Origin of the sequence: Streptomyces sp. NRRL S-118 (assembly GCF_000716335.1) — a bacterium.
In the GTDB taxonomy this organism is placed as follows: domain Bacteria; phylum Actinomycetota; class Actinomycetes; order Streptomycetales; family Streptomycetaceae; genus Streptomyces.
The window spans coordinates 3,104-27,436 of the sequence record NZ_KL591019.1 but is presented as its reverse complement, the minus strand read 5'-3'; the positions used below and the strand labels follow the sequence as shown (position 1 = coordinate 27,436).

Below are 24,333 nucleotides of genomic sequence, written 5' to 3'. Positions count from 1 at the left end.
CCCGGATCGAGGGGCGCGCGGCCGGCCCCCCGGCGTGCGCCCCTGTGGGAATCCCGGGGGTGCGTGCGCCCTCGAACCCAGGGAAATCCCCGAGTCCGCCCCCGACGCTGCCGGCGGCTCCCGCCCCCTAGCTTCGTGCCACGGCCCCGGACCCTTCCAGGGCCCGCCGGACCACGGTCGGCTCACGACGGCGAGGAGTTGATGGGCATGCAGCAATACGGTCTCGCCCCCTTCGGAGCGAGCGAAACCTACGAGGGGGACCACGAGTTCGGAGCCGGGGCGCCGCACGAGTACCCGGAGGCCGAGGCGGAGTTCGGAGCCGAGGCCGAGGAGGAGCACTGGGAGGACCTCGGCGCCGCGGAGAGCCACGCGCTGCACGAGTCCCTCCCGCTGTCGATGGAGAGCCCCCTGTCCGAGGCCGAGGAGGAGCAACTGGCCGCCGAACTGCTGGAGATCGGCAGCGAGGCCGAGCTCGAACAGTTCCTCGGCAGGATGTTCCGCAACGTGTCGCGCGGAGTGCGCGGCTTCCTGCGCTCGCCGGTCGGCCGCTCCCTCGGCGGCATCGTGAAGAACGTGGCGCGGGCCGCGCTGCCCGCCGTCGGCGGCGCGCTGGGCTCGATGGTCGCACCCGGCATCGGCACCACCATCGGCACCCGGCTCGGCACCATGGCGGGCCGGCTGTTCGAGGTGGAGGCCGAGGGCGTCGACCAGGAGGAGTACGAGTTCGAGGTCGCGCGCCGTGTCGTCCGGCTGGCCGCCACCGCGGCCGGCAATGCGGCGCTCGACCGGCGCCCCGGGGCGCCGCAGGCACTCGCCGGCGACGCCGTGCTCTCGGCGGCCAGGCGCTACGCGCCGGGGGTGGCCCGCCGGTTCCGGTCCTTCGCCCAGCCCGCCCCCTGGAGCTGGCCGGCGCCCGCGCCGGGCGGCGCGGTGCTGCGGGCACCCGGCACGGGCGGCGGCGCGGCCCACCGCTGCTGCGGTCCCGGGGCCGCCCCGGGCGGTGTCCCCGGAGGCATCGCGGGAGGTGTCCCCGGAGCGGTGCCGCGGGCGGTCCCCGGCGCCCCGGTGCCCACCTCACGGGCCAGGTCCGGGCGCTGGGTGCGCCAGGGGCGCAAGATCGTACTGCTGGGGATCTGACGGTGCCGGCCCGGCCGGTGGCCGCCCTGCTCGAGGGCGAGACGCGGGCGCTCCTGACCCGGCTCGACCGGGTGAAGCCGTTCGTACTGCACGAGACGATGGTGCCCGCCGCCGCGCCGGCACCCACCGCCCAGGCCGCCATCGAGTCGTACCTCGCCCGCGGGCGACGGGACCTGCGCCGCCACGCCCGGCACTACCTGGCCTGGCTGGCCGGGCCGGGCCGGGCGGCCCCCGCCGAGGAGATGCAGCGCCGCTACGTCGCCGTGCGCCGCCGCTTCAACGACGTGCTCGCCCAGCTCGACGTGTTCCACGACGCCCTCACCCAGCGCAGCGAGAACACCGTCGGCGTCTGGCTCGCCGGACTCGACGCCGCGGCGGCCGACGCCCTGCACATCCCCGGCACCCCGGTCGCGGTGCCACCCGTCGTCTGCTACCTCGACCGGGGGCCGGGCGCCGCCATCCGCCGCGCCAACACGCGCATCCCGGGCAACGGCCGCACCCCGGTCGCCCTCGTCCGCATCCCCCGCGAGCGCATGGTCGGTCACGGCATCGGCGCCTCGCTCGTCCACGAGGCCGGTCACCAGGTGGCCGCACTGCTCGGACTCGTCCAGGCCCTGCGCGTACGGCTGTACGACATCGAGCGGCGCAGCCGCAGCGCCGCGGACCGGGCGGCCTTCGCCGCCTGGGGCCGGTGGATCTCCGAGATCGTCGCCGACCTGTGGTGCGTGGGAAAGCTCGGCCTCGCCGGGACGCTCGGCCTCATGGCCGTCGTCAGTCTCCCCCGCGCGTTCGTGCTCATCCCCGCGCCCCAGGATCCCCACCCCTTCCCGTACATCCGGGTACGGCTCTCCTGCGCCCTGGGCGACGCCCTGTACCCGCACCCGCAGTGGGCGGGCCTGGCCGCCCTGTGGTCCTCCTGTTATCCCCCCGAACGCGCCCCGGCCCCCGTACGCCGTCTGATCGGTGCCCTGGAGGCCACCATGCCGCGGCTGGCGGTGCTGCTGCGCGACCACCGTCCGCCCGCGCTGGGCGGGGCCACCCTCGGGCAGGCCCTCCCGCTGTCGTCCCGCACCCCCGAGCTGCTGCTCGCGCACCACCGCGAGTGGACGCGGCACCCCGCCCTCATGCGCGGCGCGCCGCCGACACTCGTCTTCGCGGTCCTCGGCCAGGCGAGGGCCGCCTCCCGCATCAGCCCCGAGGCGGAAAGCAGGCTCCTCGGCTCGCTGATCACCGGCTGGGCGCTGTCCGGCACGCTCACCCCACCGAGTCGAGGAGTCCCGTCATGGCCGACGTCCGTGACCACCCCGAACGGATCCCGCAGGGCGGCCGGGTCCGGCTGACCCTCTCCCGGAGCGTTCCCCGTGCGGCGGACCCCGGGGCCGAGCAGGACGCGCCCGTCGAATGGAGCGTCGACGGGGTGGGCCCGCTGCACACCATCAGCCATTCCGACCCCACGCAGGCGCACTGGGACGTCCCCGAGGACCAGCAGCCCGCCGCGTACACCGTGCGCGGCGCGTTCCTCGACACCGCCGAGGGCCGGCAGGTGCGCGACGAGGGGACGGCCGTGGTGGTCGTCACCCCCCGGCCCTTCGGCGCCCGCGACAGCATCCAGGTGCACCTGGGGCGGACCGACACCGAGCCGACGGACGACCAGGCGCTGTGGACGGTCATCCGGCGGAGCACGGACCGGATCTCCTACAACGCCTACGCCCGCTGGATCGACGCCATGCTGTGCACCGGTGACGACGCCTCGGTGGTCCCCTGGCCGCGCCGCGGTCCCGGACCCCGCGCCCTGCCCTTCCCCGGTGTCGACGGGTACCGCCTGCTGAAGGTCGCCACCGAGGTCTTCCTGCTCGCCAACTGCGGCGTCCACATCTCCTCCCGGGACCTCGGACGCCTCTTCACCGACCTCGACCTGGAGCAGGAACGGGAGCGGTACGCGAGCCAGGAGGCGGGCGGCGAGGCGTTCCGGCGCGCCATCGAGAGCCGCTGGCGCCGCTACATCTCCGCGGGACCCGACCCCGGGCCCGGCGGCGACCCCACGACCGACCCCGCCCTGCTGCCCTACCTCGGCGTCATCCGCCTCAAGCTCGGTGAACAGTCCATCGACGTCACCGAGGGGTTCGGCCGGCAGTGCTACGGCATCCTGCGGGACAAACTCACCTTCCCCTTCCTCCTCGAACTCATCTGGAGCTACTGGCACGAGGAGGGCATGCTCGTCCAGTCCATCGACGCCGTCGCGCGCCGCTTCCAGAACGTCCACGGCCACGGCGCCCACGACCCCCTCGCCCACATGGAGATCGACCCCCTCAGGGCGATCAACCCGCTGCTGTGGGGCTACATCCAGGACGAACAGCACCGGCTCACGGCGCTGCGCCGGGCGTACGAGTACGACCACCACTACGGCGTCACGGCGCTGGCCTCCGGCATGCCGGCGCTGCGCCCCGCCGACAGCCGGCCGCGCTTCCTCGAGGCGTTCCACACCCTGCTCGGCCTGGCCTCCGCCTTCTACAAGGAGGACGACGACACCACCGTCATCGCCGACGGCTTCCCGGTGCTCAACGCGCTCAAGGACGTGCACCTGCTGCTCACCGAAGGCCAGCACAACCAGTACGGGGACCTGCCCTGGACCGCCCGCCAGGAGATGCTGATGCAGCAGTGGCTGCTCGCCCGCCCCGAGATGCGGGAGTTCCTGCCCGGCCGGACGATGGTGGCCTATCCGGAGCCGTGGATGGAGCGCGTGGACACCATGAAGCGGCTGCAGGGCTGGTCGCCGGACACGGTCATCCACTTCCGCGACCTCGGGCGCTTCGGGGAGCAGATCCTGCTCGCCGTGCGCTTCGGCGACTGGACCGACGTGCACAACCGCAACCAGGCCGCCAACTGGGCCCGTTACTGGCGCACCGAGATCCAGGGGTACCTGCACTCCTACCGGGCCGTGACGGGCGTGGACCTGAGCGCCGAGCGGACGAGCGACGCCCGCGTCGAGGCGACCCCGCCCGCGGTGCTCCTCCACCGGCGGCTGCTCGACCGGGCGGACGGCCGGGGCCAGGGCTTCGGCCTGCCGGGGAACCCGTCCGTCTCCCGTGGCCCGTTCCCCGCCCGCCGTCGCGCCGACCGCCAGCTGCCGCCCCGCGCCGGCGCCCCCCAGTACCCGGGGCAGCGCCGCCCCGCGTCCGGCCCTGCGCAACTGCCACCGGGAGACCCGCGCCGGGGCGGCTGACCGCCCCGCCGCGCCCACCACCGCGGTCCCGGTCACCGTCCGGTCCCCGTCGTCCCCGCACCACCCGCACCACCCGGAAGGACCCGGCGTGATCATCGACTGCCATTGCCACGCGGGGCGCGGCCCCGCCCTGAGCGGCCCCTGGGACGCGGCACCCCTCGGCGGCTACCTCCGGCGCGCGGACGCCGCGGGGATCCGCCGCACCGTGCTGCTGCCCGCCTTCCACGACGACTACGCGGTCGCCAACCACCGGCTGGCCCGCATCGCGGCGGCCCGCCCGGGCCGCTTCATCCCCTTCGCGATGGTCCACCCCCGACGGGACGCCGGACGCGTGCACGCCCTGATCGAGCGGGCCGTCCGGCACTGGGGCTTCCGGGGCATCAAGGTCCACCGCCGCGACGCCCGCATCACACGCGAGGTGTGCGAGGCGGCCCGCCGGTACCGGCTGCCGGTGCTGTACGACCCGATGGGCGAGATCGCCCCCGTCGAACTGCTGGGCACCGAGTACCCGGACGTCGACTTCGTCGTGCCGCACCTGGGAAGCTTCGCCGACGACTGGGGCGCCCAGCTCGCCCTCCTCGACCACCTGGTCCGGCACCCCAACATCCACGCCGACACCTCCGGCGTACGCCGCTTCGACCTGCTCGTGCAGGCGGTGCGGCGCGCGGGGCCGGGCAAGCTCCTCTTCGGCTCCGACGGCCCCTGGCTGCACCCGGGACTCGAACTGGCGAAGGTACGTGCCCTCGGACTGCCGCCCGCGGACGAGGCCCTGGTCACCGGGGGCAACCTCCTGCGCCTCCTGCGCCGGTCCCGCGGCCGGCGTGTCCTGCAGCCGCCAGGGTCTGCGTGTACGACCCGGGCGACGGCAGGTGCACGGTCGCCTCGGCGGGCAACCCGCCACCGCTGCTGCCCGGCGCCGACGGCGCCGCCTCCTACGTCGAGCTGACGCCGGGAGCGCCCCCTGGGCGCCGGGGTCATCCCGCACGATCCGGCGCGGGTGACCGCCCCGGACGACAGCACCCTCTTCCTGTTCACCGACGGTCTGCTCAAGACGCGCACGGACGACATCGGCACCCAGCTCGCGCGGCTGAAGGACACCGTGGCCGCGTCGGCACCGGGACGGCGCGACGCCGCCGCCGTGGCCGCCGCCGGCCCGGGCGGCACCGACCGGTGCGACGAGACGGTGATGATCGCCGGCACCCGCCTGCCCCGGAACGCCGCCGGATGCGCCATCGAGACCTGGGAGCTGCCCGCCGACGGCAGCTCCGCCGGCATCGCCCGCCGGCTCGTCCGCGAACAGCTCGACCGGTGGGGCCTGACGGAACGGGTCGACGCCGCCGAACCGGTCACCGGCGAACTCGTCGGCAACGCCCTGCGCCACGGCAACGGACCCGGCCGGATCCGCCTGGCCCTCCACGACCGGCTGGGGCTCGAAGTCGCCGACACGGGCCCCGACCTGCCGCAGATCCAGCACGCGCCGCTGAGCGCGGAGGGAGGGCGCGGCCTTCAGCTCGTCAACATGCTCTGCCGCCGCTGGGGCTCGTGCCGCACCTCCTCCCGGCAAGGTCGTCCGGGCCGAGCACGACCTGCCGCTCGGCAGCCCTTCCGCCCGTGGGATGGTGGTCGCATGACGCTGGAGGACCTCGTCCGGCTGCGCCGGGCCCGTGACCTGATGGACCGCGCTTACGCGGAGCCGCTCGACGTTCCCGCACTGGCGCGCAGCGCCCACATGTCACCGGGCCACTTCTCCCGCAGCTTCCGCGCCGCATTCGGCGAGACGCCGTACAGCTACCTGATGACGCGCCGGATCGAGCGGGCCAAGGCGCTGCTGAGGCGGGGCGACATGACGGTGACGGAGGTGTGCTTCGCGGTCGGCTGCACCTCGCTGGGGTCGTTCAGCTCGCGGTTCACCGAGCTCGTCGGAGAGAGCCCGAGCGCCTACCGGGCCCGCCCCCACGACGAGGGCGCCGCCGTCCCGGCCTGTCTCGCGAAGATCCACACGCGACCGGTCAGGAACGGAGAAGCCAAGCGATCCCCCCGCCCGTAGCGTGAAGCGCATGGACATCACGCTTTCGCAGTGCTTCATCGCCGTCGACGACCACGACGAGGCGCTCGCCTTCTACCGCGACGCTCTCGGCCTGGAGGTGCGCAACGACGTCGGCTTCGAGGGAATGCGCTGGGTGACCGTCGGCTCGCCGGCGCAGCCCGGTGTCGGCATCGTCCTCGAGCCGCCCCTCGCCGACCCGAACGCCTCGCCCGCCGACCGGCAGGCCATGGCGGAACTCCTGGCGAAGGGCCTGCTGCGCGGGGTCGTCTTCAGCACCGACGACGTCGACGCCACCTTCGAGCGCATCCGCGCCGCGGGCGGCGAGGTGCTCCAGGAGCCGATCGACCAGCCGTACGGCGTCCGTGACTGCGCGTTCCGCGACCCCTCCGGCAATATGGTGCGCTTCGTCCGGTCCCGCACGAAGTGAGACGGGGCCCGGCCGGCCGGGCCTCCCGCGAGCCACGCGAACATCCCGCGAACCCGTGAACGATTTGCGAAGCTGATGACCAGCCGACCAGCCGACCAGGTGACGACCCGACGACCCGACGACCCGGCGTACCGCTCGAACGGCCGGACCAGCCGGGCGACGACGCCGGTACAGGGCCGCACCGGCGGTCCCGCCCGACACCATGGAGACACGATGAGCACGCGCACGAGGACGGACAAGCAGTCGCCCGCACTGCCGCACAGGGCCGACAGCCACGATCTGATCCGCGTTCACGGCGCACGCGAGAACAACCTCAAGGACGTCAGCATCGAGCTCCCCAAGCGACGGCTGACGGTCTTCACGGGCGTATCCGGCTCGGGCAAGAGCTCCCTGGTGTTCGACACGATCGCCGCCGAGTCGCAGCGGCTGATCAACGAGACCTACAGCGCCTTCCTCCAGGGCTTCATGCCCAACCTGGCCCGCCCCGAGGTGGACGTCCTCGACGGGCTGACCACCGCGATCACCGTCGATCAGCAGCGCATGGGCGGCGACCCCCGCTCCACGGTCGGCACCGCCACCGACACGAACGCCATGCTGCGCATCCTCTTCAGCAGACTCGGCACGCCCCGCATCGGCCCGCCCAGCGCGTACTCCTTCAACACCGCCTCCGTGAAGGCGAGCGGCGCGATCACCGTCGAGCGCGGCGCGAAGACCAAGGCCGAGAAGGCGACCTTCGAGCGCACCGGCGGCATGTGCAACCGCTGCGAGGGCCGGGGCAAGGTCTCCGACATCGACCTCACCCAGCTCTACGACGACTCCAAGTCGATCGCCGAGGGAGCGTTCACCATCCCCGGCTGGAAGTCGGACAACGTGTGGACCGTGGGCGTCTACGCCGAGTCGGGCTTCCTCGACCCGGACAAGCCGATCCGCCGGTTCACCAAGAAGGAGATGCACGACTTCCTCTACCGGGAGCCGACCAAGGTCAAGGTCAAGGGAGTCAACCTCACCTACGAGGGCCTGATCCCCAAGATCCAGAAGTCGTTCCTGTCCAAGGACAAGGAGGCGATGCAGCCCCACATCCGGGCTTTCGTGGAGCGGGCGGTCACCTTCACGACCTGCCCCGAGTGCGACGGCACCCGGCTCAGCGAAGGGGCCCGGTCCTCGAAGATCGGCGGGATCAGCATCGCCGACGCCTGCGCGATGGAGATCCGCGACCTCGCCGAATGGGTCCGCGGCCTCGAGGAACCGTCGGTGGCGCCGCTGCTCACCGCCCTGCAGCACACCCTCGACTCGTTCACGGAGATCGGCCTCGGGTACCTCTCGCTCGACCGGCCCGCGGGTTCCCTCTCCGGCGGCGAGGCGCAGCGCGTCAAGATGATCCGCCACCTCGGCTCCTCGCTCACCGACGTCACGTACGTCTTCGACGAGCCCAGCATCGGTCTGCACCCGCACGACATCCAGCGGATGAACGACCTGCTGCTGCGGTTGCGGGACAAGGGCAACACGGTGCTCGTGGTGGAGCACAAGCCGGAGACGATCGCCATCGCCGACCACGTCGTCGACCTCGGCCCCGGCGCCGGCACGGCGGGTGGCACCGTCTGCTTCGAGGGCACCGTCGAGGGGCTGCGGGCGAGCGACACCGTCACCGGCCGCCACCTCGACGACCGCGCCGGACTCAAGGAGACCGTGCGCAAGCCCACCGGCGCGCTGGAGATCCGCGGCGCGACGGCGAACAACCTGCAGAACGTGGACGTCGACATCCCGCTCGGCGTGCTCTGCGTCGTGACCGGTGTCGCCGGGTCCGGCAAGAGCTCGCTCATCCACGGCTCCATCCCGGGCTCGGAGGGCGTGGTCTCGGTGGACCAGGCGCCGATCCGTGGCTCGCGCCGCAGCAACCCCGCGACCTACACCGGACTGCTCGACCCGATCCGCAAAGCGTTCGCCAAGGTCAACGGCGTCAAACCGGCGCTGTTCAGCGCCAACTCCGAGGGCGCCTGCCCGACCTGCAACGGCGCCGGTGTCATCTACGTCGACCTGGGCGTGATGGCCGGCGTCGACACCCCCTGCGAGGACTGCGAGGGGAAGCGGTTCCAGGCGTCGGTGCTGGAGTACCACCTCGGCGGCCGCGACATCAGCGAGGTGCTCGCGATGTCGGTGACCGAGGCCGAGGAGTTCTTCCGCGCCGGTGAGGCCCACTCCCCGGCCGCCCACAGGATCCTCGAACGGATGGCGGACGTCGGGCTCGGCTACCTCACCCTCGGCCAGCCCCTCACCACGCTGTCCGGCGGCGAGCGCCAGCGGCTGAAGCTGGCCACGCACATGGGGGACAAGGGCGGCGTCTACGTCCTCGACGAGCCGACCACCGGCCTCCACCTCGCCGACGTCGCGCAGCTGCTCGGCCTGCTCGACCGGCTCGTCGACTCCGGCAAGTCGGTCGTCGTCATCGAGCACCACCAGGCGGTCATGGCGCACGCCGACTGGATCATCGACCTCGGCCCCGGCGCCGGCCACGACGGCGGCCGGATCGTCTTCGAGGGAACGCCCGCCGATCTCGTCGCCGCCCGTTCCACGCTCACCGGCGAGCACCTCGCCGCCTACGTCGGCGCCTGACCGGCTCCGCCCAGGGGCGTCTCGTCGGCCGGGCGGGCCCGGCCGACGAGACGCCGTAGGGCGTGTCCGCAGCGTCCCGTCTGCCGGGAGGGAGGACGGGACTGCTTCACGGCCGCTCCCCAGGGGGTGTCCCGCAGGTCGTGCCGGGCTCGCGACGCCCGGCCCGCCACCTCACCGCGTTGTCGACGGTCGCCCAACCCTCCGCGTCGACTTCCTCCTCCGGCGTGCGATGCGTCCCCTCGGCCCTGACGGACCTGGGGAGGCCCCATGCACCGAACGCCGCTCACTGATCCGGCCTGACCGACGAGACCGACGAGACCGGCTAGGCGGTGAACCCCGGGCCCTGGAACCTCGCTCCGGCCTCCCGGACCTCGATGGCGTAGCGCCCGGGGGATTCGCCGCCGGGCCGGAGCCGGGGGATCCGGTACGTCCGCCGCTGCTGCCCGGCGTCCTCCCGGACCGAGCCGTGCGGGTGGCGCGCGTCCTCCTGCGGCCGGTCCGTGCCCGGTGCCGGGCGGTCCGGCCGCAGGGAAGGCGCCCACGGGCCCGGGCCCATGGCGCCGTTGCCCAGCAACGAGGAGGCGACGAGGAGACCGCCCACCGCGCCCACGGAGCAGGCCCCTGCCAGGCGTGCCCGCCTGCCGGCCACGAGCCGCGGCCACGCACGGCCTTCCGGCCGCCCCGACCCTCCTGCCGACCCTGTCCCTCCGGCCGCGGCTGCGGCCGACGGCACGGGGTTCCCCGGGTACACCGGCCACACCGGGTCCGGCCGGGAAGTCCCCGGACCGGTCGGGCGTGTCCAGGGGTCCGACGGCTGGACGGATCCGGAGCCGCGCGCCCACAGCGGCTCCACCACCACGGCCGGCGGCGTAGCGGGCTCGGACACAGGGGGCGAGGTCACGGCGGCCGCGCGTGCAACGGTGCGCGGACCGCTGCCCCAGCCGTGCTCCTCCACGCCGCCCGCCCCCGTCGTCGCTTCCTCCGCCCGCCCCCCGGCGGGGCGGAGGAACCCGTCCAAGGACCCGGCGGCCCCGTACGGCCGTGGCTCGAGGCTGTGCAGTTCGGCCCGGGCGGCGTCCAGCGCGTCCAGCACCCTCTGGAAGGACTCCATGATCGACTGCTCCGGACCGGAACCCGTGCCGGGCCGTCGCAGGGGATCGGTCAGCGGTTCGTTCTCGTCAACGTGCACGTGCAGCGCTCCTCAACGGACATCCACGGCCGGTGCACGGACGCGTGCCTCCGTGGTGGTGCCGGGGGCCGAGACCACCCGGTGGTTCGTCGTCAGGGAGTACGCAGGGCGGCCCGGCTTGTCTCATCGGGCCGCGGTGACCGCGCTCCTTCAGCGCGTCCCGGGCAGACCGCCCAGGTGCGGAAGGTGGTGGCCCATGCGCTCGCGCTTGGTCCACAGGTAGGAGAGGTTCTCCTCGCGCGGCGGGATCAGCAACGGCACCCGGCCGCTGATCCGGATCCCGTGCCGCTCCAACGCCTCGCTCTTGCGCGGGTTGTTGGACAGCAGCCGTACGGACCGCACCCCGAGGTGGTCGAGGATCCCCGCCGCCGCTCCGTACTCGCGGGCGTCGTCCGGGTACCCGAGCGCCAGATTCGCCTCGACCGTGTCGAGTCCCTCCGCCTGGAGCCGCATCGCCCGCAGCTTCGCCAACAGGCCGATGCCGCGCCCCTCGTGGCCCCGGAGGTAGATCAGCACCCCCCGCCCCTCCGCGGCGATGGCGCGCAGGGCCGCGGAGAGCTGCTCACCGCACTCGCAGTGCCTGGAGCCGAAGGCGTCACCCGTCAGGCACTCGGAATGCGCGCGGGTGAGGACGTCGTCCCCGGCCCCGACATCGCCGTACACCAGGGCCATGTGCTCATCGCCGCGGTCGGTGTCCAGGTAACCGACCGCGAGGAATTCGCCGTATTCGGTCGACAGTTGTACATTCACCACGTGCTCGACGCCCGATGACCGTGTGGCTGTCTGCGAAGTGCCATCGATATCTATCATGGCGGGATCCTATCGGGTAACCTCGCGCCAGGAGCAAGGAATTGACGAAATGTTTCGCTCTCGAAAGAAAGGGGCGGGGTGTATGAATGTGACCGAGCCGCACATGACCGGGACCGGTATGCTCGCACTGGACACGACCACGGAGGACGCCGGGGCGGTGCGTGCGGAGGTCGCCGTGCTGCCCATCGGGAGTTTCGAACAGCACGGCCCGTTCCTCCCCTTGATGACCGATACCGTCATCGCCTGCGCCATCGCCCGGAGGATAGCCGGCGCCTACCCGGTGCACCTGCTCCCACCTGTGACGATCTCCTGCTCGCACGAGCATGCCGACTGGCCGGGGACCGTCAGCATCTCCGCCGCGACGCTGTACGCGGTGGTACGGGACATCGCCGTTTCACTGCGCGGCTCGGGCGTGGAGAGTCTGGTCCTGGTCAATGGGCACGGCGGCAACTATGTCGTGCGCAACATCGTCCAGGAATCCGCCGGAACGGATATGCGCATGGCTCTTTTCCCCGGCTCGTCCGATTGGGCGCAGGCGCGTGAACGGGCCGGTGTTGAGACGCCTTCCCACAGCGATATGCATGCCGGTGAAGTGGAGACCTCCATACTGCTGCACGACCATCCGGAATTGGTCCGGCCCGGTTATGAGACCTCCGATTTCGTGTCCGACGAACGGAAGCATCTGCTTTCCCTCGGTATGCGGGCCTACACGGAATCCGGCGTGATCGGGCGCCCGTCACGGGCATCGGCCCAAAAGGGCAGGGAATTGCTCGCGGCCCTGGTCGACGCGTTCGCGGAGTACCACTCCCTCCTCGCCCCCGCGGACACGAGCCGGAGGACCCGGTGACGGCCCCCGCGGCGCGTACCGCCGCCGCCGTCGTCGTGGACGCGGCCGAAGCCTGGGAGCGGCTGCGCGGCATCCGGTCCGACGGCGACGCCGAGGCCGCCGGACTGGTCCGCGCCGCGGACGGCAGGGCCCACTGGCGGCACGGCACCCCCGAGGCGGACGCCCTGGCCGACCGCTATCTGCCCCTGTGCCTCGCGGGCCCGCACGTGACCTTCGCCCAACTGGGCCAGAGCCTCGACGGGTTCATCGCCAGTCGCACCGGCGACGCCGACTACGTCACCGGCGAGGAGGACCGGGAGCACCTGCACCGCCTGCGTGCCCTGGCCGACGCGGTCGTCGTGGGAGCCGGCACCGCCGTCGCGGACGATCCCCGCCTCACCGTGCGGGCCTGTACCGGGGACAACCCGGTCCGCGTCGTCATCGACCCGCACGGCCGGGTACCGCTGGGACACGGGCTCTTCCGCGACGGGGCCGCGCGGACCCTCTGGCTGGTGGGTGCGGGCGCCGGGCACGAACCGCGCACCACCGCGCGGCCGGACGGTGTGGACGTCGTCGTCCTGCCCGGCCGCGAGGCGTTCACCCCGCGCCACCTGGTACGGGAACTCGCGCGGCGCGGCCTCGGCCGCGTCCTGGTCGAGGGCGGCGGGGTCACCGTGTCGCGGTTCCTCCACGAGGGCGCGCTGCACCGGCTCTACCTCACCGTGGCCCCCGTCCTCCTCGGCGACGGTGTCCGCGGGCTCGGCTTTCCGGGGCCGGAGCTGATGCGCGACGCGCTGCGCCCACCCACGCGGAGCACCCGGCTCGGCGAGGACACCCTCTTCGAACTCGACCTGCGCACGCCGCGCCCCGGCGAGCCACTGGACGAGGAGCACGCCGGCACCGGGCAGCGCGGCGGCGAAACTCAGTAGCCCGTACACCACCGCGACGGTCAGTCCCTGCGCCGCGCCCATGCCCGCGCCCGCGAAGGCCCAGGCGGTGACCCCCTCCCTGGGGCCCCAGCCGCCGACGTTGAGCGGCAGGGCCATCGCGAGCAGGGCCAGCACCATCAGCGGCAGCAGCTCGGCCGCCGGCGCCGCCGACCCCGCGGCGCGGGCGGCGAGGAGGAACATGGCGAGGTACCCCGCGAGCACCGCGAGGGACGCCAGCAGCACGCCCGGCCGGACACCCTGGCGGAACAGGCCGAGGCGCGCCCCGTCCCGCTCCGCACCGGATCGGTCGGCCGCGAGCGTCGCCGCCCGCCGGAGGCGTCCCGCCCGGTGCGCCCACGGGGTGCGGCTGCCGGCGGCCGCCGGGCACCGTGAACCGTCCGGCCCGCCGGGCGCCGCGCACCCCGTCCCGGGGGCGTGTCCGCGAAGTCCCGCCCCTCCGGCGGCACCTGGCACGCCCGCTCGCTGCGTCGCCGCTCGCCCATGCCCCCTGCCGCCGCCCGGGCCCGGGGGTGCCTCCGACGCAGTGGCTCCGTCCTCCGTCGCGCGATCGCACCCACCGGACGCCGCCGGCCCCGCCCTGCGGGCGGACGAAGCAGCTGTGCGGGCGCTCCGCGGCGCAGGTCCCGGCTCGGCCCCCCGCCCCGCGCTCGCCCTCCGGCGGCGCCGTACCACCACCACCGCCCCCAGCACTCCCAGCACGGCGGCCGCGGCCACCGCACCCGCCACCGTGGCGGCGTCCCGTACGGCGCCGGCCAGGGCCGCCCGTACCGGGGAGGGCTGGGCGACCAGCAGCACCACACCGGCCGCGACGAGCACCAGCTGGCCCGCGGCCCGCTCGACGACGACCGCCCGCACCGCCCGGCCGACGTCCCCGGCGCTCCGCCCGTGCCGGACCGCGCGGTGCACATCACCGAGGACACCGCCCGGCAGCGCCGCGTTGAGGAACAGCGAACGGTAGTAGTCGGCCACGGCATGCCCGAGCGGCAGCCGGACGCCCAGGGCGCGCGCCACGAGGCACCAGCGCCAGGCACTCAGCACGGTCGTGCACAGGCCCAGTCCGACCGCGGCCAGCAGCGTGACGCCGTCGAGCGCCCGCAGCCCGGCGACCACGGCACCCGCGCCGTGCCACCACACGACCAGTACGAGGATCACCGCTCCCGCCGGGACGCCGAGCCGCGCCCGTACCGCCCGCGCGCTCATGCGGCGGCGTCCGGCGGCCCGGGCAGGGCCAGCAGGTCACTGTGGTGCACCACCACGCGGAGCTCACCGGCCTCGCAGGCGTCCAGGCGCCGCCGCAGGTACGCGGTGGCCCGCGGCGCGAGGTCCGGCCGTTGCTCCCGGGCCGCACCCACCCAGCCCCGCAGCCACTGCGCCATCAGGGCCGTGTCGGCGCCACCGCGGAAACCCGGGCCGAGGCGCCACGGGCTGGGCTGCACCCGCACCGCCATGCCGTGGCGGGTGAAGATCTCGCGGGCCGCCGCGACGGCGTCGGGCCCGAGGAGCCGCCGGCCGCGTTCCAGACGGCGCTGGTGGTCGTTGAACGCGCTGCCGATCGCGGCGTCCAGCGGATCGGCCGGCATCAGCTCGACCCGCCCGGCGACCGAGAGTGCCAGCAGCGCCGGGCAGCCGGCCCCCGCGCAGGCCGCCGCCAGCCGCTCCACCTCCTCGCGCGTCAGCAGATCCAGCAGGGCGGACGCCGTCACCAGATCGGTACGGGTCCCGGACAGCTCGGCCGCGGTCAGCCCGGCCAGGTCGCCGCACCGCGTCTCCACGGTGACGCGGCCGCCGTCCGCGCCCCTGCGCGGCATCCGGGTGGCGGCCAGGGTGAGCAGATCGGGGTCGTGGTCGTGCAGGATCCAGTGCTGCGCGCCCGCCAGCCGCGGTGCGAGCCACCGCCCCATGGAGCCGGTGCCGCATCCCAGGTCGCGGATGACCAGCCCGGACTCCTGCCGCGGCACGTGCCGCAGCGGCCCGAGGAGGGCGACCGCCCGCGCGGCGGCATCGGCCTCCTCCCGCAGGGCCAGCCACTGCGGGGCGAATCGGGTTCCGGCGGGCGTGGTCACGCGGCCTCCTGGGTGTCGTACCGGAGGTGCTCCAGCACCTTGGCCAGACTGCGGGCGGTCGTCTCCCAGCCGGCGAGCGCGGTGCGCCGCCGGCGCGCGGCCACCTTGGCCCGGTGCCGCTCGGCGGGTTCGCCCAGCCAGCGCCGCAGCGCCGCCGCGAGCGCCGCCGGGTCGTCCGGCGGTACGAGGAAGCCGGGCACACTGCCGTCGGGGGCACGACCCACCGCCTCCGGGAGCCCGCCCACGGACGTCGCCAGCACCGGGACCCCGCGTGCCAGCGCCTCGGTCACGACCATGCCGTACGTCTCGGCACGGGAGGCGAGCACCAGGAGGTCGGCGCCCGCGTAACTGGCGTTCAGCATCGGGCCGCTGCGCGGACCGGTCAGCTGCACGCGGTCGTCGAGACCGTGCCGCGCGATCCGCTCGCGCACCACGTCGACGTAGCCCGGGTCCTGTTCCAGTCCTCCCACGCAGACGCAGCTCCACGGCAGGTCGGTGACGGCCGCGAGCGCCTCGACCAGTTCCGCCTGACCCTTGCGCGGGGTGACCGAGGCGACGCACAGCAGCCGGGGAGCGCTGCCGGTACCGCAGGCGGGACCCGGGCCCGCGCCGGGCACGGCGCCGGGCGCACTGCCGGGCGCGAGGGGGGCGACGTCGGCGCCGGGCGCGGCGACGTGGACCCGCTCGGAGGGCAGGCCGTGGTGGTCCACCAGCCGTTCGGCGGCCCAGTGGCTGGTGGCGACGACCGCCGCCACGGCGTGCAGCGTCCGGCGCTCCCCGGCGTCCCGCTCCGCCGCGAGCGCCGGAGCGAGTCCCGTCTCGTCGGCCAGTGGCAGGTGGACGAGTACCGCCATGCGCAGCCGCCCGGCCTCGGGCACGACGACGTCGGGTGCGGCGCAGGCGACGAGCCCGTCGAGGAGGAAGAGGGTGCCGTCCGACGACTCCCGCAGCAGCCGCGCCAGTTCCGCGCGGGCGGCCGGCGCGGGGGAGGGCCAGTCACCGGCGACGACGTGCTCGTGCACCTGCCAGCCGACGCCGGGCAGGTCGCGGCACACCCTGCGGTCGTAGGTGTTGCCGCCGCTCGGCGCCGCCGGGTCGTCGACCGCCCCGGGCATCACCACGCGGACCGCACGCGCGTGCCGCGGTGCTGCGGACGCGGCGCCGGCCGACGGGGTGGACGGGGAGGCGGCGGACGAGAAGGCGGCCGGGGCCGCAGCGTACGGCGGAGCGGTCGAGGCCGCGGACGACGGGGCCGAAGAGGCGGTCGACGACGAGGACGACGAGGACGACGAAAACGACGAAGGCGACGAAGACGCGGACGACGGCGAGGCCGGGGAGGCCGACGCGGCCGGCGGGGGCGCGGGTGAAGCGCCGGGCGACGCGGGGCCGTTCACAGGGCACGCTCGTAACTCGCCCACGCGATGTGGGACTCGTGGAGGGTGACCACGATGCCGGCCAGCCCCTTGGCGCCCTCGCCCAGCGCTCCGGCGTACACCCGGTCGGCCAGGCGGTCGGCGATGACCTTGGCCAGGTACTCCGTCGAGGTGTTGACGCCGGTGAACTCGGCCTCCTCGTCGAGGTTGCGATAGTTGAACTCGGCCACCACCGCACCCAGCTCCTTGGTGGCGAGCCCGATGTCGACCACGATGTTGTCGGCGTCCAGCCCGGCACGGCGGAAGGTGGCGTCCACGAGGTACGTGGCTCCGTGGAGGCGCTGCGCGGGTCCGAAGACCTCGCCGCGGAAACTGTGGGCGATCATGAGGTGCTCACGGACGGTGACACTGAACAACGGCATTGACCTCCGGTCCGAACCAGGCCGCTGCCTGCGGCCCCTGCGATGTGAGTACGGTCGCGGCGCCCCGCGCGTTCAGCACGCTCCGGCGGCGCCGTCCGGGTCGTACCTGACCCGGTGGCAGAGTCCCGGCAGACTCCCGCCGGCGATCCGGGCCATGGTGGACGGCAGTTCCTCGAAGGCGGACTCGCCGCTGATCAGCGCGTCGAAGGCGGGGTCCGCGAGCAGGTCGAGCGCGAGCGCCAGCCTGTCCGCGAAGGTGCGGTGCGCCCGGCGGGCCGGCGACACCCGTCCCACCTGGCTGCCGCGCAGCACCAGCCGGCCGGAGTGGAAGGCCTCGCCGAGCGGCAGGCTGACGCGCCGGTCGCCGTACCAGCTCAGCTCCAGGACCGTCCCCTCCGGGGCGAGCAGTTCCAGCGCACGGGTGAGGCCCGCCTCCGTGGCACTGGCGTGCACGGCGAGGTCGCAGCCGTCCAGGGCCTCCCCGGGCAGCGCGAAGTCGACACCCAGGGCGGCCGCGACGGTGGCCCGCGCCGGGTCGGCGTCGACGAGCTGGACGCGGACGCCGGGATACCGGGCGAGCAGGGCGGCGACGGAACAGCCGATCATCCCGGCCCCGACGACGGCGATCCGGTCACCCACCAACGGCGCCGCGTCCCACAGCGCGTTCACCGCCGTCTCCACCGTTCCGGCCAGCACCGCACGCCCGGCGGGCACGGAGTCCGGCACCGGTGTCACGGCTCCGGCCGGGACGACGTACCGGCTCTGGTGGGGGTAGAGGCAGAAGACGGTGCGGCCGACGAGCTCCGGCGGCCCCTCCTCGACCAGACCGACGTTGAGATAGCCGTACTTGACCGGGCCGGGGAAGTCACCCTCCTGGAACGGCGCCCGCATCGCGGTGTGCTGGCTCTCCGGTACGCCGCCGCGGAAGACGAGGCTCTCGGTGCCCCGGCTCACCCCCGAGAACAGGGTGCGGACCTGGACGTCCCCGGCGGCCGGCTCCGGCAGCGGGACGTCGCGTATCTCGCCGTGGCCAGGGGAGCGCAGCCAGAAGGCGCGCGCGGTGCGCTGCATCGGTTCTCCTGTTGAACGCTGGGATGGTGGAGCACGTTGTGAGGGTGACGAAGCCGCGCACACGGTACGCGGCGGCCATCGACTCTGTCACAGGTCCGGAGGGGTGCCCCGTGTTGGTGGGCGACATGTCCGATGCACGTCCGCTGCGTGTCGAGCCTGCCCTCGGGGCGGCCGCGCAACTCGTCCTGCTGGCCCTGCTGGGCACGCTGACGGGACTGGGGCCGGCGGGATGGCTGGCGGGGCTGGTGTTCACGTTCGCCAGCTGGGCCGTGCTCACCCGCGCCCTGCGCAGGTCGTGGCCCCGGCACATGCCCTTCGGCCCCGCCAACGGCGTGACCCTGACCCGGACGACGCTCGTCGGCGGTGTCACGGCGCTGGTCGCCGAGCTCTTCGTCGGCCGGCCGCCGGCCGTCGTCCTCGCCGCGCTCACCGCGGTGGCGCTGGCCCTCGACGCCGTGGACGGCCGGGTCGCCCGGCGCACCGGGACGGCGACCGCCCTGGGTGCCCGCTTCGACATGGAGGTGGACGCCTTCCTCATCCTGGTGCTGAGCGTCCAGGTCGCGAGGTCGCTGGGCGTGTGGGTGCTCGCGATCGGCGCCATGCGGTACGTCTTCGTCGCTGCGGCCCGGGTGCTGCCGTGGCTGAACGGGCCCCTGCCCCCGAGCACGGCCCGCAAGACGGTGGCCGCGGTGCAGGGCGTCGTCCTCCTCGTGGCCGGGGCCGGCGTCGTTCCGGCCGCCGCGGCGTACGCGGTGGTCCTGGTGGCGCTCGCGCTGCTGGTCTGGTCGTTCGGCCGTGACATCCGGTGCCTGTGGTGCCTCAGGGTGACCCGCGGCGCCGCGCCGGTGCGGGCGGCGGCGCGCGAAAGCGTATGACCGCCGCCGCGTCCGCACCCGCCCGGCACCCGCGGCCGCGTCACGACCCGTACCCCGTGAGGAAGCGCGTCACGGTCCGTACGCCGTGAGGAAGCGGTCGCGGAAGGCATCCATCCGCCACACCGGGGCGTCCGGCCCCGGCTTGAGGCCCTCCTGCCAGTCCCATCCCGACACCCGGTCGAGCACCGCGGGGTCCCGGGCGACGATCGAGACGGGCACGTCCCTGCCGTAGCGGTCCCGGGTGACGGCCGGCACGGGCTGGTGGTCGCCCAGGAAGACGAGCACGGTGTCGTCGTCCCCGTATTCCGTCACGTACGAGATCAGGCTGTTCAGCGAGTACTCGATGGAGCGGCGGTACTCGGCGCGCACCAGGTCCGGGTCCCGCCACACGTCCGCGGGGTCCTTACCCGCCGCCTCGACGGCGTGGTAGACCGAGCCGTCGCCCACTTCGTCCCAGCCGATCAGCCGGGGGACGGGTGCCCAAGGGTTGTGGCTGGAGGTGAGGATGATCTCCGCCATGAGGGGCGGCCGGTCCGGTTTGCCGTGCTCCAGGCGCCGGAACGCCGCCAGGCTGTACTGGTCGGGCACCGGCGACCAGCTGAACTTCGGCCCCCGGTAGCCCAGTTCCCGGGAGTCGTGGACGTGGTCCAGGCCGTAGAAGCGCCCCTCGGGCCAGGCCCGGGTCACGCCGGGCATGATGCCGACCGTCCGCCAGGCGCCCGTGCGCCGGAACGCGCCGGTGAGGGTGAGGCGGTCACTGGAGGTCAGGTCCCGGTAGCGCTGCTGGTTGTGGATCCACAGCCCCGACGCGAAGGTGGAGTGGGCCAGCCAGCTGCCGCCGCCCGTCGTGGGCGAGGAGAGGAACGCGCTCCGGGAGGAGAACCCGGCCTCGCGCAGCCGGCGGGACCCGTCGGCGAGGACCGTGCCGACCTGCGGGGCCATGTCCGGGTCCTGGATCGCGTTGCGGCCGTAGCTCTCGATGAAGACGAACAGCACGTCCTTGCCGCGCAGCCCGGTCAGCAGCCGGTCGGCCGGGACGTTCCGGAAGGCGTCCACCGCGGACTCCTCGGCGAACGCCTCCCGGTCCGCGATGCCCGCACGCACCTGGCGGGCACGGCTCTGCACGAGTCCGGCCGCGTCGCTGGACGCCACCTCAGCGCCCGCGATCTGCACACCGAGGGCTGCGCAGAGGACCCATACGGTCCCGGTGGCGACCGTGGCGTGGGTCGCCGCGGCACTGTGCCGGACGACGAGCCGGCTCAGCCGGACGACCGACAGCGCCATCAGCACGAGCACCGCGACGACGAGGAGCACCACCCCCACCACCACGCCGACCGCGCCCGCGCGGCCTATGGAATCGCCCAGGAACGCCTCGGCGTCGTCGAGCAGCACCCAGTCGAGAACCAGGTCGAACGGCCGGGCGAACACGGAGCGGAAACCCATGTCGAGGAACTTCAGCACCGTCAGCAGCCCCAGCAGCACGCCGGCGAGCACCGCCGCCGTCCGCCGCGCCCCTGCCCGCAGCACGAGCACCAGCGCGACGCCGCATATCGCCTCCACCGGTATGCGCGTGAACGCGCCGGGGGACAGGCGGGCGGGATCGTCCGGCAGCAGCAGGGCGCCGAGCACCAGCGCGGCGGCCAGGCCGTGGCGCACCCGCCCCGTGCGGTGCCGCCCTTCCGGCACGCCGCCCGGGCCGGGGGCCGCGCCGCCCGGTGGCCGGTCCTCCTCCGGGGGCGGCGTGCCGGCTCGGGACGGTTGTGCAGTGGTGCGGATCGACACCTGGGGGGTCCTCTCCCGTACGTGACCTGATGGCACGGCGGGCCGGACCCGCAGGCCCGGGCCGCCGTGGTGAGTACGGCTGGCCGGCGGTGTCGGTTCAAGCGGCGGTGCGAGGGGCGGTGCGGCCGGTGCGGCGAGCAGGGCGGCCGGCGGCTCAGCGGGGCGTCAGGGCACGCTCGACGGAGGCCACGACCGCGCGCGGGTCGTCCACCTCCACCACGAGCCGTGCGTAGCGTTCGTCCGCCAGCTCGATCACGACGGCTCCGGCCGGGTTCCTGACGTCCCAGAAGACGCGCTCGCCGTCGTGGCGGAAGCTTCCCGCGGTGATGACGCCGGGCACGTGCGTCCCGCCGGTGCGGATTCCCTTCGGCTCCCGGGCGATACCGGGGTCGTGGGTCGCCCCGCGCACGTTGGCGAGTGGGATGTCGAGCCGGCTCCTGAGGGCCCAGAGCCGGTCGAGGCCCTCCACCTCCACGACGAGGGAGCGGTTCTCCACGGTGACCTTGGCCATCTTCATCCTCCTCGGACGGGCTGGACCCGTGCTGCGAGTGCGAGCGCCGGACGGGCGTCCGGTGCCGTGGTGCGGCCGCGCAACCGCAGGCCCAGGACCGTCGCGCCCAGAGCGGCCGCGAGAGCGGTGGCGGCGGGGGACTCCTCGCCCGACCGGGCGAGCACCTCCCCGAGGGCACGGTCCAGCGCACCGCACGCCTCCGCCACCAGAGCGGCCACGTCGGAGTCGTGCGGTGCCTGTTCGGCGGCGGCCAGGGTGAGCAGACCGGCGGCCGGACCGGCGTCGAAGCCGCCAGCGGCGGCCGCGAGGGCCGTGGCCAGGTCGGCGGAGCCGGCGAGGGCGGCGGCGCACGGCAGTACCTCGTCGTCGAGGTGACGCCGCAGGGCGGCCAGGTACAGGCCCCGCTTGCTGCCGAACACCTTGTACAGGCTGCCCCGGTGCACGCCGAGCCGGCCGACGAGGTCGTCGACGGACGTGCCTTCGTATCCGTGCCGCGCGAACACGACGGCCGCCTGCGCGACCGCCTGATCCTCGTCGAAACCCCGTGGTCGTCCCATGCCGGGAGCGTAACGAGTAAAAGAACGATCAGTCAAGAACGATCGTTCTTCAATGCGTGTTCACCGGGCGGTCATCGGCGGCCGGTGGTGGGGTACGTGTGAAGCCACGGATCGGCAGCGGAGAGCAGGGAGAGTCCAGTGCGATTGGTCGGGGTACGCAGTTACGGCGATGTCGAGGTGGCGGTGCGGTCCGGGTCCCAGGGGAACCCGCCCCCGTTCGCCGCCGGCGCCTCCGCGGCGTACGAGTGGGCCATGGGTGCCTCCTCGCGTTCGCCGGTCACCGGAGTGGGGGCGGAAGGGGTGCCCGAGATGGGTCTCCTCACCGCAGAGGTGGACGCGGCCGTGGTCCGGCTGGAGGACCCCGTGCTCCCGGAGGACGACCGCGCCTACACCGAGGGCGCGCGCGACGCGCTGTCCTGGCTGTGCGGCTACCGCGAGGACGCCCCGTAACGGCAGCCCCCGCGCCGTTCCCCGCGCCCGCGCCCGGGGTGCGGCTGCCACCGGCGCCCTGACCCGATCCGGCGACCGCATCCTCCGTCGACTCATCACATTTATGGCGTGCGCCTGTCACGGCGACATGGCGCGCCGTCCGCCTGCCCAGATTCCAGGCGTGAGGCATGTCCCCCGGTGCGCCTCGGCAGGTGTGCAGTGCATCCGGCCGTCCGCCGCTGGACTACCGCTCCATCGAACGGAGACCCCGGATGAAGCCGTCCGCACGCCGCCTGTCCGCTGCCCTCCTCCTGTTGCTGCCCCTGGCGGCAGCGCCGGCCGTCGCTGCCGAACCCCCTCCCGAGCCGCCGGCCCGCACCGTCCCCGCGCCGCTGAGGACCCAGCCGTCGGCCATCGCGGGCCGGTACATCGTCGCCCTGGACGCGAAGGCGGTGACGGCCACCGTCACCCGGCAGGTGGGCGTCACGCCGCTGTACTCCTACTCGAGCGTGTTCAGAGGCTTCGCCGCCAGGCTCGACCCGGCCCGGCTCGCGGCGGTACGGGCGCTTCCCGAGGTGACGTCGGTGGAGGAGGACGCGGTGGTCACCGCTACCCCGGTGCCCGCCAAGGGGCTGCGCGCGCCCGCCTCCAGCTGGGGCCTGGACCGGATCGACCAGCCCTACCTGCCGCTCGACAACACCTTCACCGTCGGCACCACCGGCTCCGGCGTGGGGGCGTTCATCCTCGACACCGGCATCGACTACCGGCACCCGGAGTTCTCCGGCCGCGTCCAGGCGGGCTTCGACGCGGTCGGGGACGGCCGCAACGGCCAGGACTGCAACGGCCACGGCACGCACGTCGCCGGGACCGTCGCCGGCGCCACGTACGGCGTGGCACGCAGGGCCGGCCTGGTCAGCGTCCGCGTCCTCGACTGCGAGGGCAAGGGCTCCAGCGCCGGTGTCATCGCGGGACTGGACTGGGTCGCCCAGCACGCCCGCCAGCCCGCCGTGCTCAACGCCTCTCTCGGAGGTCCGCGTTCCGACGCCGTCAACAGCGCGGCCACCGCACTGTCCGACAGGGGGGTCCTCCCGGTGGTCGCGGCGGGCAACGACGCCGTCGACGCCTGCACCGTGTCGCCCGCCAGCGCTGCCCGGGTCGTGACCGTCGGCGCCACCCAGCACCTCGACCAGGAGACCGGCTTCTCCAACTTCGGCCCCTGCCTGTGGATCTACGCACCCGGTCAGCAGATCGTCTCCGCGCGGCTCGGCGGCGGCAGCGTCGCCCTCAACGGCACCTCCATGGCCAGCCCCCACGTGGCGGGCGTGGCCGTCCTCCACAAGGCCAGGAACCCGAGCGCCACACCGGAGCAGGTCGCCGTCCGGCTGGCCGAGCAGTCCGTGAAGGACGTGCTCCAGGTCAGCAAGGGCTCCCCCAACCGGCTCCTGCAGACCGGCGGCCTGTGACCGCCGCGTGCACGGGGCGGGGCCGCCGCCCGCCCGCCCGGACCGGGGCGCGCGGGTGGCGGACCGTCCGCGTGCCTGCCGGACCGGGTGCGGCCGCCCCTGCGCCGAACCGGTGACGCCGGCCGGGCGGGCGCGCGGCGCTTCCTCCGGGAGCGGGGACGCGCAGGTGGCGGCGGGGTGGTCGCCGGGCATGCGCGCGCACGGTTCGGGCGAGGACGCCGACGGCACCGCGGCCCGCCCGGAGCGGGCAGCCGCGGACGCGTTCGGCCGTCTGCTGGCTCGCCGTCCTCACCGGCCTGGCCCTGCTGTACTCCCGGGTCACGCACCACCGGCGCCGCGCGTGGACCTCCGCGGTGCCGTGGGGCTGGATGCTCGTCGGCTGGGGCCTGTTCAACCTCGTCGAAGGGCTGCTGGACCACCACATCCTCGGCATCCACCACGTCCGCTCCGGCCCTCACCCATTCTGGTGGGACCTCGGCTTCCTCCTCCTGGGCGCGGTGTTCGTGGTGGCCGGGTGGCTCCTCCAGCGCCGGGGCCGTCCCCTGGACCACGGGGGCGACCCCGGTGA

General features: G+C 74.3%; 21 protein-coding genes and 3 pseudogenes. 14 read left to right on the top strand and 10 right to left on the bottom strand.

Going from position 1 to position 24,333, the window contains the following annotated elements:
- The first annotated feature begins 207 nt into the window (after positions 1–207).
- The 8 genes and pseudogenes from IH00_RS39070 to IH00_RS0126755 all read left to right on the top strand — a co-directional run bounded on the left by IH00_RS39070 (position 208) and on the right by IH00_RS0126755 (position 9,444).
- A complete protein-coding gene (locus IH00_RS39070) occupies positions 208–1,137 on the top strand; it encodes a hypothetical protein (RefSeq protein ID WP_158827941.1) in 930 nt (309 codons plus the stop codon).
- 17 nt (positions 1,138–1,154) lie between these two features.
- Positions 1,155–2,477 (top strand): hypothetical protein, encoded by a 1,323-nt coding sequence (locus IH00_RS0126780; protein WP_234334971.1) that lies wholly within the window; start codon positions 1,155–1,157, stop codon positions 2,475–2,477.
- Positions 2,420–4,360, top strand: a complete 1,941-nt coding sequence (locus IH00_RS0126775) for a hypothetical protein (RefSeq protein WP_052411663.1) — start codon at positions 2,420–2,422, stop codon at positions 4,358–4,360. Before IH00_RS0126780 ends, IH00_RS0126775 begins: the two co-directional genes overlap by 58 nt.
- 88 nt (positions 4,361–4,448) lie before the next feature.
- Positions 4,449–5,306 carry an amidohydrolase family protein gene (locus IH00_RS40585; RefSeq protein ID WP_078887993.1) on the top strand — a complete coding sequence of 286 codons (858 nt, stop codon included), beginning with the start codon at positions 4,449–4,451 and terminating at the stop codon, positions 5,304–5,306.
- Between the two features lie 240 nt (positions 5,307–5,546).
- Positions 5,547–5,915: pseudogene (locus IH00_RS45290) on the top strand (ATP-binding protein); the annotation flags it as partial.
- 72 nt (positions 5,916–5,987) lie between these two features.
- A complete protein-coding gene (locus tag IH00_RS0126765) occupies positions 5,988–6,407 on the top strand; it encodes a helix-turn-helix domain-containing protein (RefSeq protein ID WP_031077953.1) in 420 nt (139 codons plus the stop codon).
- 10 nt (positions 6,408–6,417) lie between these two features.
- Entirely contained in the window at positions 6,418–6,834 is a 417-nt protein-coding gene (locus IH00_RS0126760; RefSeq protein WP_031077951.1) for a VOC family protein, read from the top strand.
- 213 nt (positions 6,835–7,047) lie between these two features.
- Entirely contained in the window at positions 7,048–9,444 is a 2,397-nt protein-coding gene (locus IH00_RS0126755) for an ATP-binding cassette domain-containing protein (RefSeq protein WP_031077949.1), read from the top strand.
- A gap of 322 nt (positions 9,445–9,766) precedes the next feature.
- On the opposite strand, the gene IH00_RS0126750 is transcribed toward IH00_RS0126755, so the two are convergent.
- Positions 9,767–10,633 carry a hypothetical protein gene (locus IH00_RS0126750; protein WP_031077947.1) on the bottom strand — a complete coding sequence of 289 codons (867 nt, stop codon included), beginning with the start codon at positions 10,631–10,633 and terminating at the stop codon, positions 9,767–9,769.
- Between the two features lie 150 nt (positions 10,634–10,783).
- Positions 10,784–11,443, bottom strand: a complete 660-nt coding sequence (gene ribA / locus IH00_RS0126745) for a GTP cyclohydrolase II (RefSeq protein ID WP_031077945.1) — start codon at positions 11,441–11,443, stop codon at positions 10,784–10,786.
- A gap of 82 nt (positions 11,444–11,525) precedes the next feature.
- Here ribA and IH00_RS0126740 point away from each other — a divergent pair, with 82 nt between their 5' ends.
- Together IH00_RS0126740 and IH00_RS44300 are read left to right on the top strand one after the other, a co-directional pair.
- Entirely contained in the window at positions 11,526–12,290 is a 765-nt protein-coding gene (locus IH00_RS0126740; RefSeq protein ID WP_031077943.1) for a creatininase family protein, read from the top strand.
- Entirely contained in the window at positions 12,287–13,198 is a 912-nt protein-coding gene (locus tag IH00_RS44300) for a RibD family protein (protein WP_031077941.1), read from the top strand. Before IH00_RS0126740 ends, IH00_RS44300 begins: the two co-directional genes overlap by 4 nt.
- Before the next feature lie 36 nt (positions 13,199–13,234).
- Here IH00_RS44300 and IH00_RS40580 read toward each other — a convergent pair.
- The 5 genes and pseudogenes from IH00_RS40580 to IH00_RS0126715 form a co-directional block, all read right to left on the bottom strand.
- Positions 13,235–14,419, bottom strand: a pseudogene (locus IH00_RS40580) (lysylphosphatidylglycerol synthase transmembrane domain-containing protein); the annotation flags it as partial.
- On the bottom strand, positions 14,416–15,282 hold the full coding sequence (locus tag IH00_RS0126730; protein WP_031077939.1) for a methyltransferase domain-containing protein: 867 nt from the start codon (positions 15,280–15,282) through the stop codon (positions 14,416–14,418). The gene IH00_RS0126730 and the pseudogene IH00_RS40580, both read right to left, overlap by 4 nt.
- A complete protein-coding gene (locus IH00_RS0126725; RefSeq protein ID WP_052411662.1) occupies positions 15,279–16,397 on the bottom strand; it encodes a glycosyltransferase family 4 protein in 1,119 nt (372 codons plus the stop codon). Before IH00_RS0126725 ends, IH00_RS0126730 begins: the two co-directional genes overlap by 4 nt.
- Before the next feature lie 275 nt (positions 16,398–16,672).
- Positions 16,673–17,071 (bottom strand): 6-pyruvoyl trahydropterin synthase family protein, encoded by a 399-nt coding sequence (locus tag IH00_RS0126720; protein WP_031077935.1) that lies wholly within the window; start codon positions 17,069–17,071, stop codon positions 16,673–16,675.
- 78 nt (positions 17,072–17,149) lie between these two features.
- The gene (locus tag IH00_RS0126715; RefSeq protein WP_031077933.1) at positions 17,150–18,148 is read right to left on the bottom strand and encodes a zinc-dependent alcohol dehydrogenase; all 999 of its coding nucleotides are present in this window, start codon (positions 18,146–18,148) and stop codon (positions 17,150–17,152) included.
- Positions 18,149–18,273: 125 nt separating this feature from the next.
- Here IH00_RS0126715 and IH00_RS0126710 point away from each other — a divergent pair, with 125 nt between their 5' ends.
- Complete coding sequence (locus IH00_RS0126710; RefSeq protein WP_031077931.1) at positions 18,274–19,023, top strand: CDP-alcohol phosphatidyltransferase family protein; 750 nt, start codon at positions 18,274–18,276, stop codon at positions 19,021–19,023.
- A gap of 69 nt (positions 19,024–19,092) precedes the next feature.
- On the opposite strand, the gene IH00_RS0126705 is transcribed toward IH00_RS0126710, so the two are convergent.
- The 3 genes from IH00_RS0126705 to IH00_RS0126695 all read right to left on the bottom strand — a co-directional run bounded on the left by IH00_RS0126705 (position 19,093) and on the right by IH00_RS0126695 (position 21,873).
- Positions 19,093–20,805 (bottom strand): alkaline phosphatase family protein, encoded by a 1,713-nt coding sequence (locus IH00_RS0126705; protein WP_324615802.1) that lies wholly within the window; start codon positions 20,803–20,805, stop codon positions 19,093–19,095.
- A gap of 154 nt (positions 20,806–20,959) precedes the next feature.
- Positions 20,960–21,316, bottom strand: coding sequence for a hypothetical protein (locus tag IH00_RS0126700; RefSeq protein ID WP_031077928.1), 357 nt, complete (start codon positions 21,314–21,316; stop codon positions 20,960–20,962).
- Positions 21,317–21,318: 2 nt separating this feature from the next.
- On the bottom strand, positions 21,319–21,873 hold the full coding sequence (locus tag IH00_RS0126695) for a TetR/AcrR family transcriptional regulator (RefSeq protein ID WP_031077925.1): 555 nt from the start codon (positions 21,871–21,873) through the stop codon (positions 21,319–21,321).
- A 138-nt stretch (positions 21,874–22,011) separates the two neighbouring features.
- Here IH00_RS0126695 and IH00_RS0126690 point away from each other — a divergent pair, with 138 nt between their 5' ends.
- From IH00_RS0126690 to IH00_RS0126680, 3 genes and pseudogenes are all read left to right on the top strand, one after another.
- A complete protein-coding gene (locus IH00_RS0126690; protein ID WP_158827939.1) occupies positions 22,012–22,323 on the top strand; it encodes a hypothetical protein in 312 nt (103 codons plus the stop codon).
- A 251-nt stretch (positions 22,324–22,574) separates the two neighbouring features.
- On the top strand, positions 22,575–23,765 hold the full coding sequence (locus tag IH00_RS0126685; RefSeq protein WP_031077922.1) for a S8 family peptidase: 1,191 nt from the start codon (positions 22,575–22,577) through the stop codon (positions 23,763–23,765).
- Positions 23,766–24,031: 266 nt separating this feature from the next.
- Positions 24,032–24,333 (top strand): annotated as a pseudogene (locus IH00_RS0126680) (DUF2243 domain-containing protein); the annotation flags it as partial.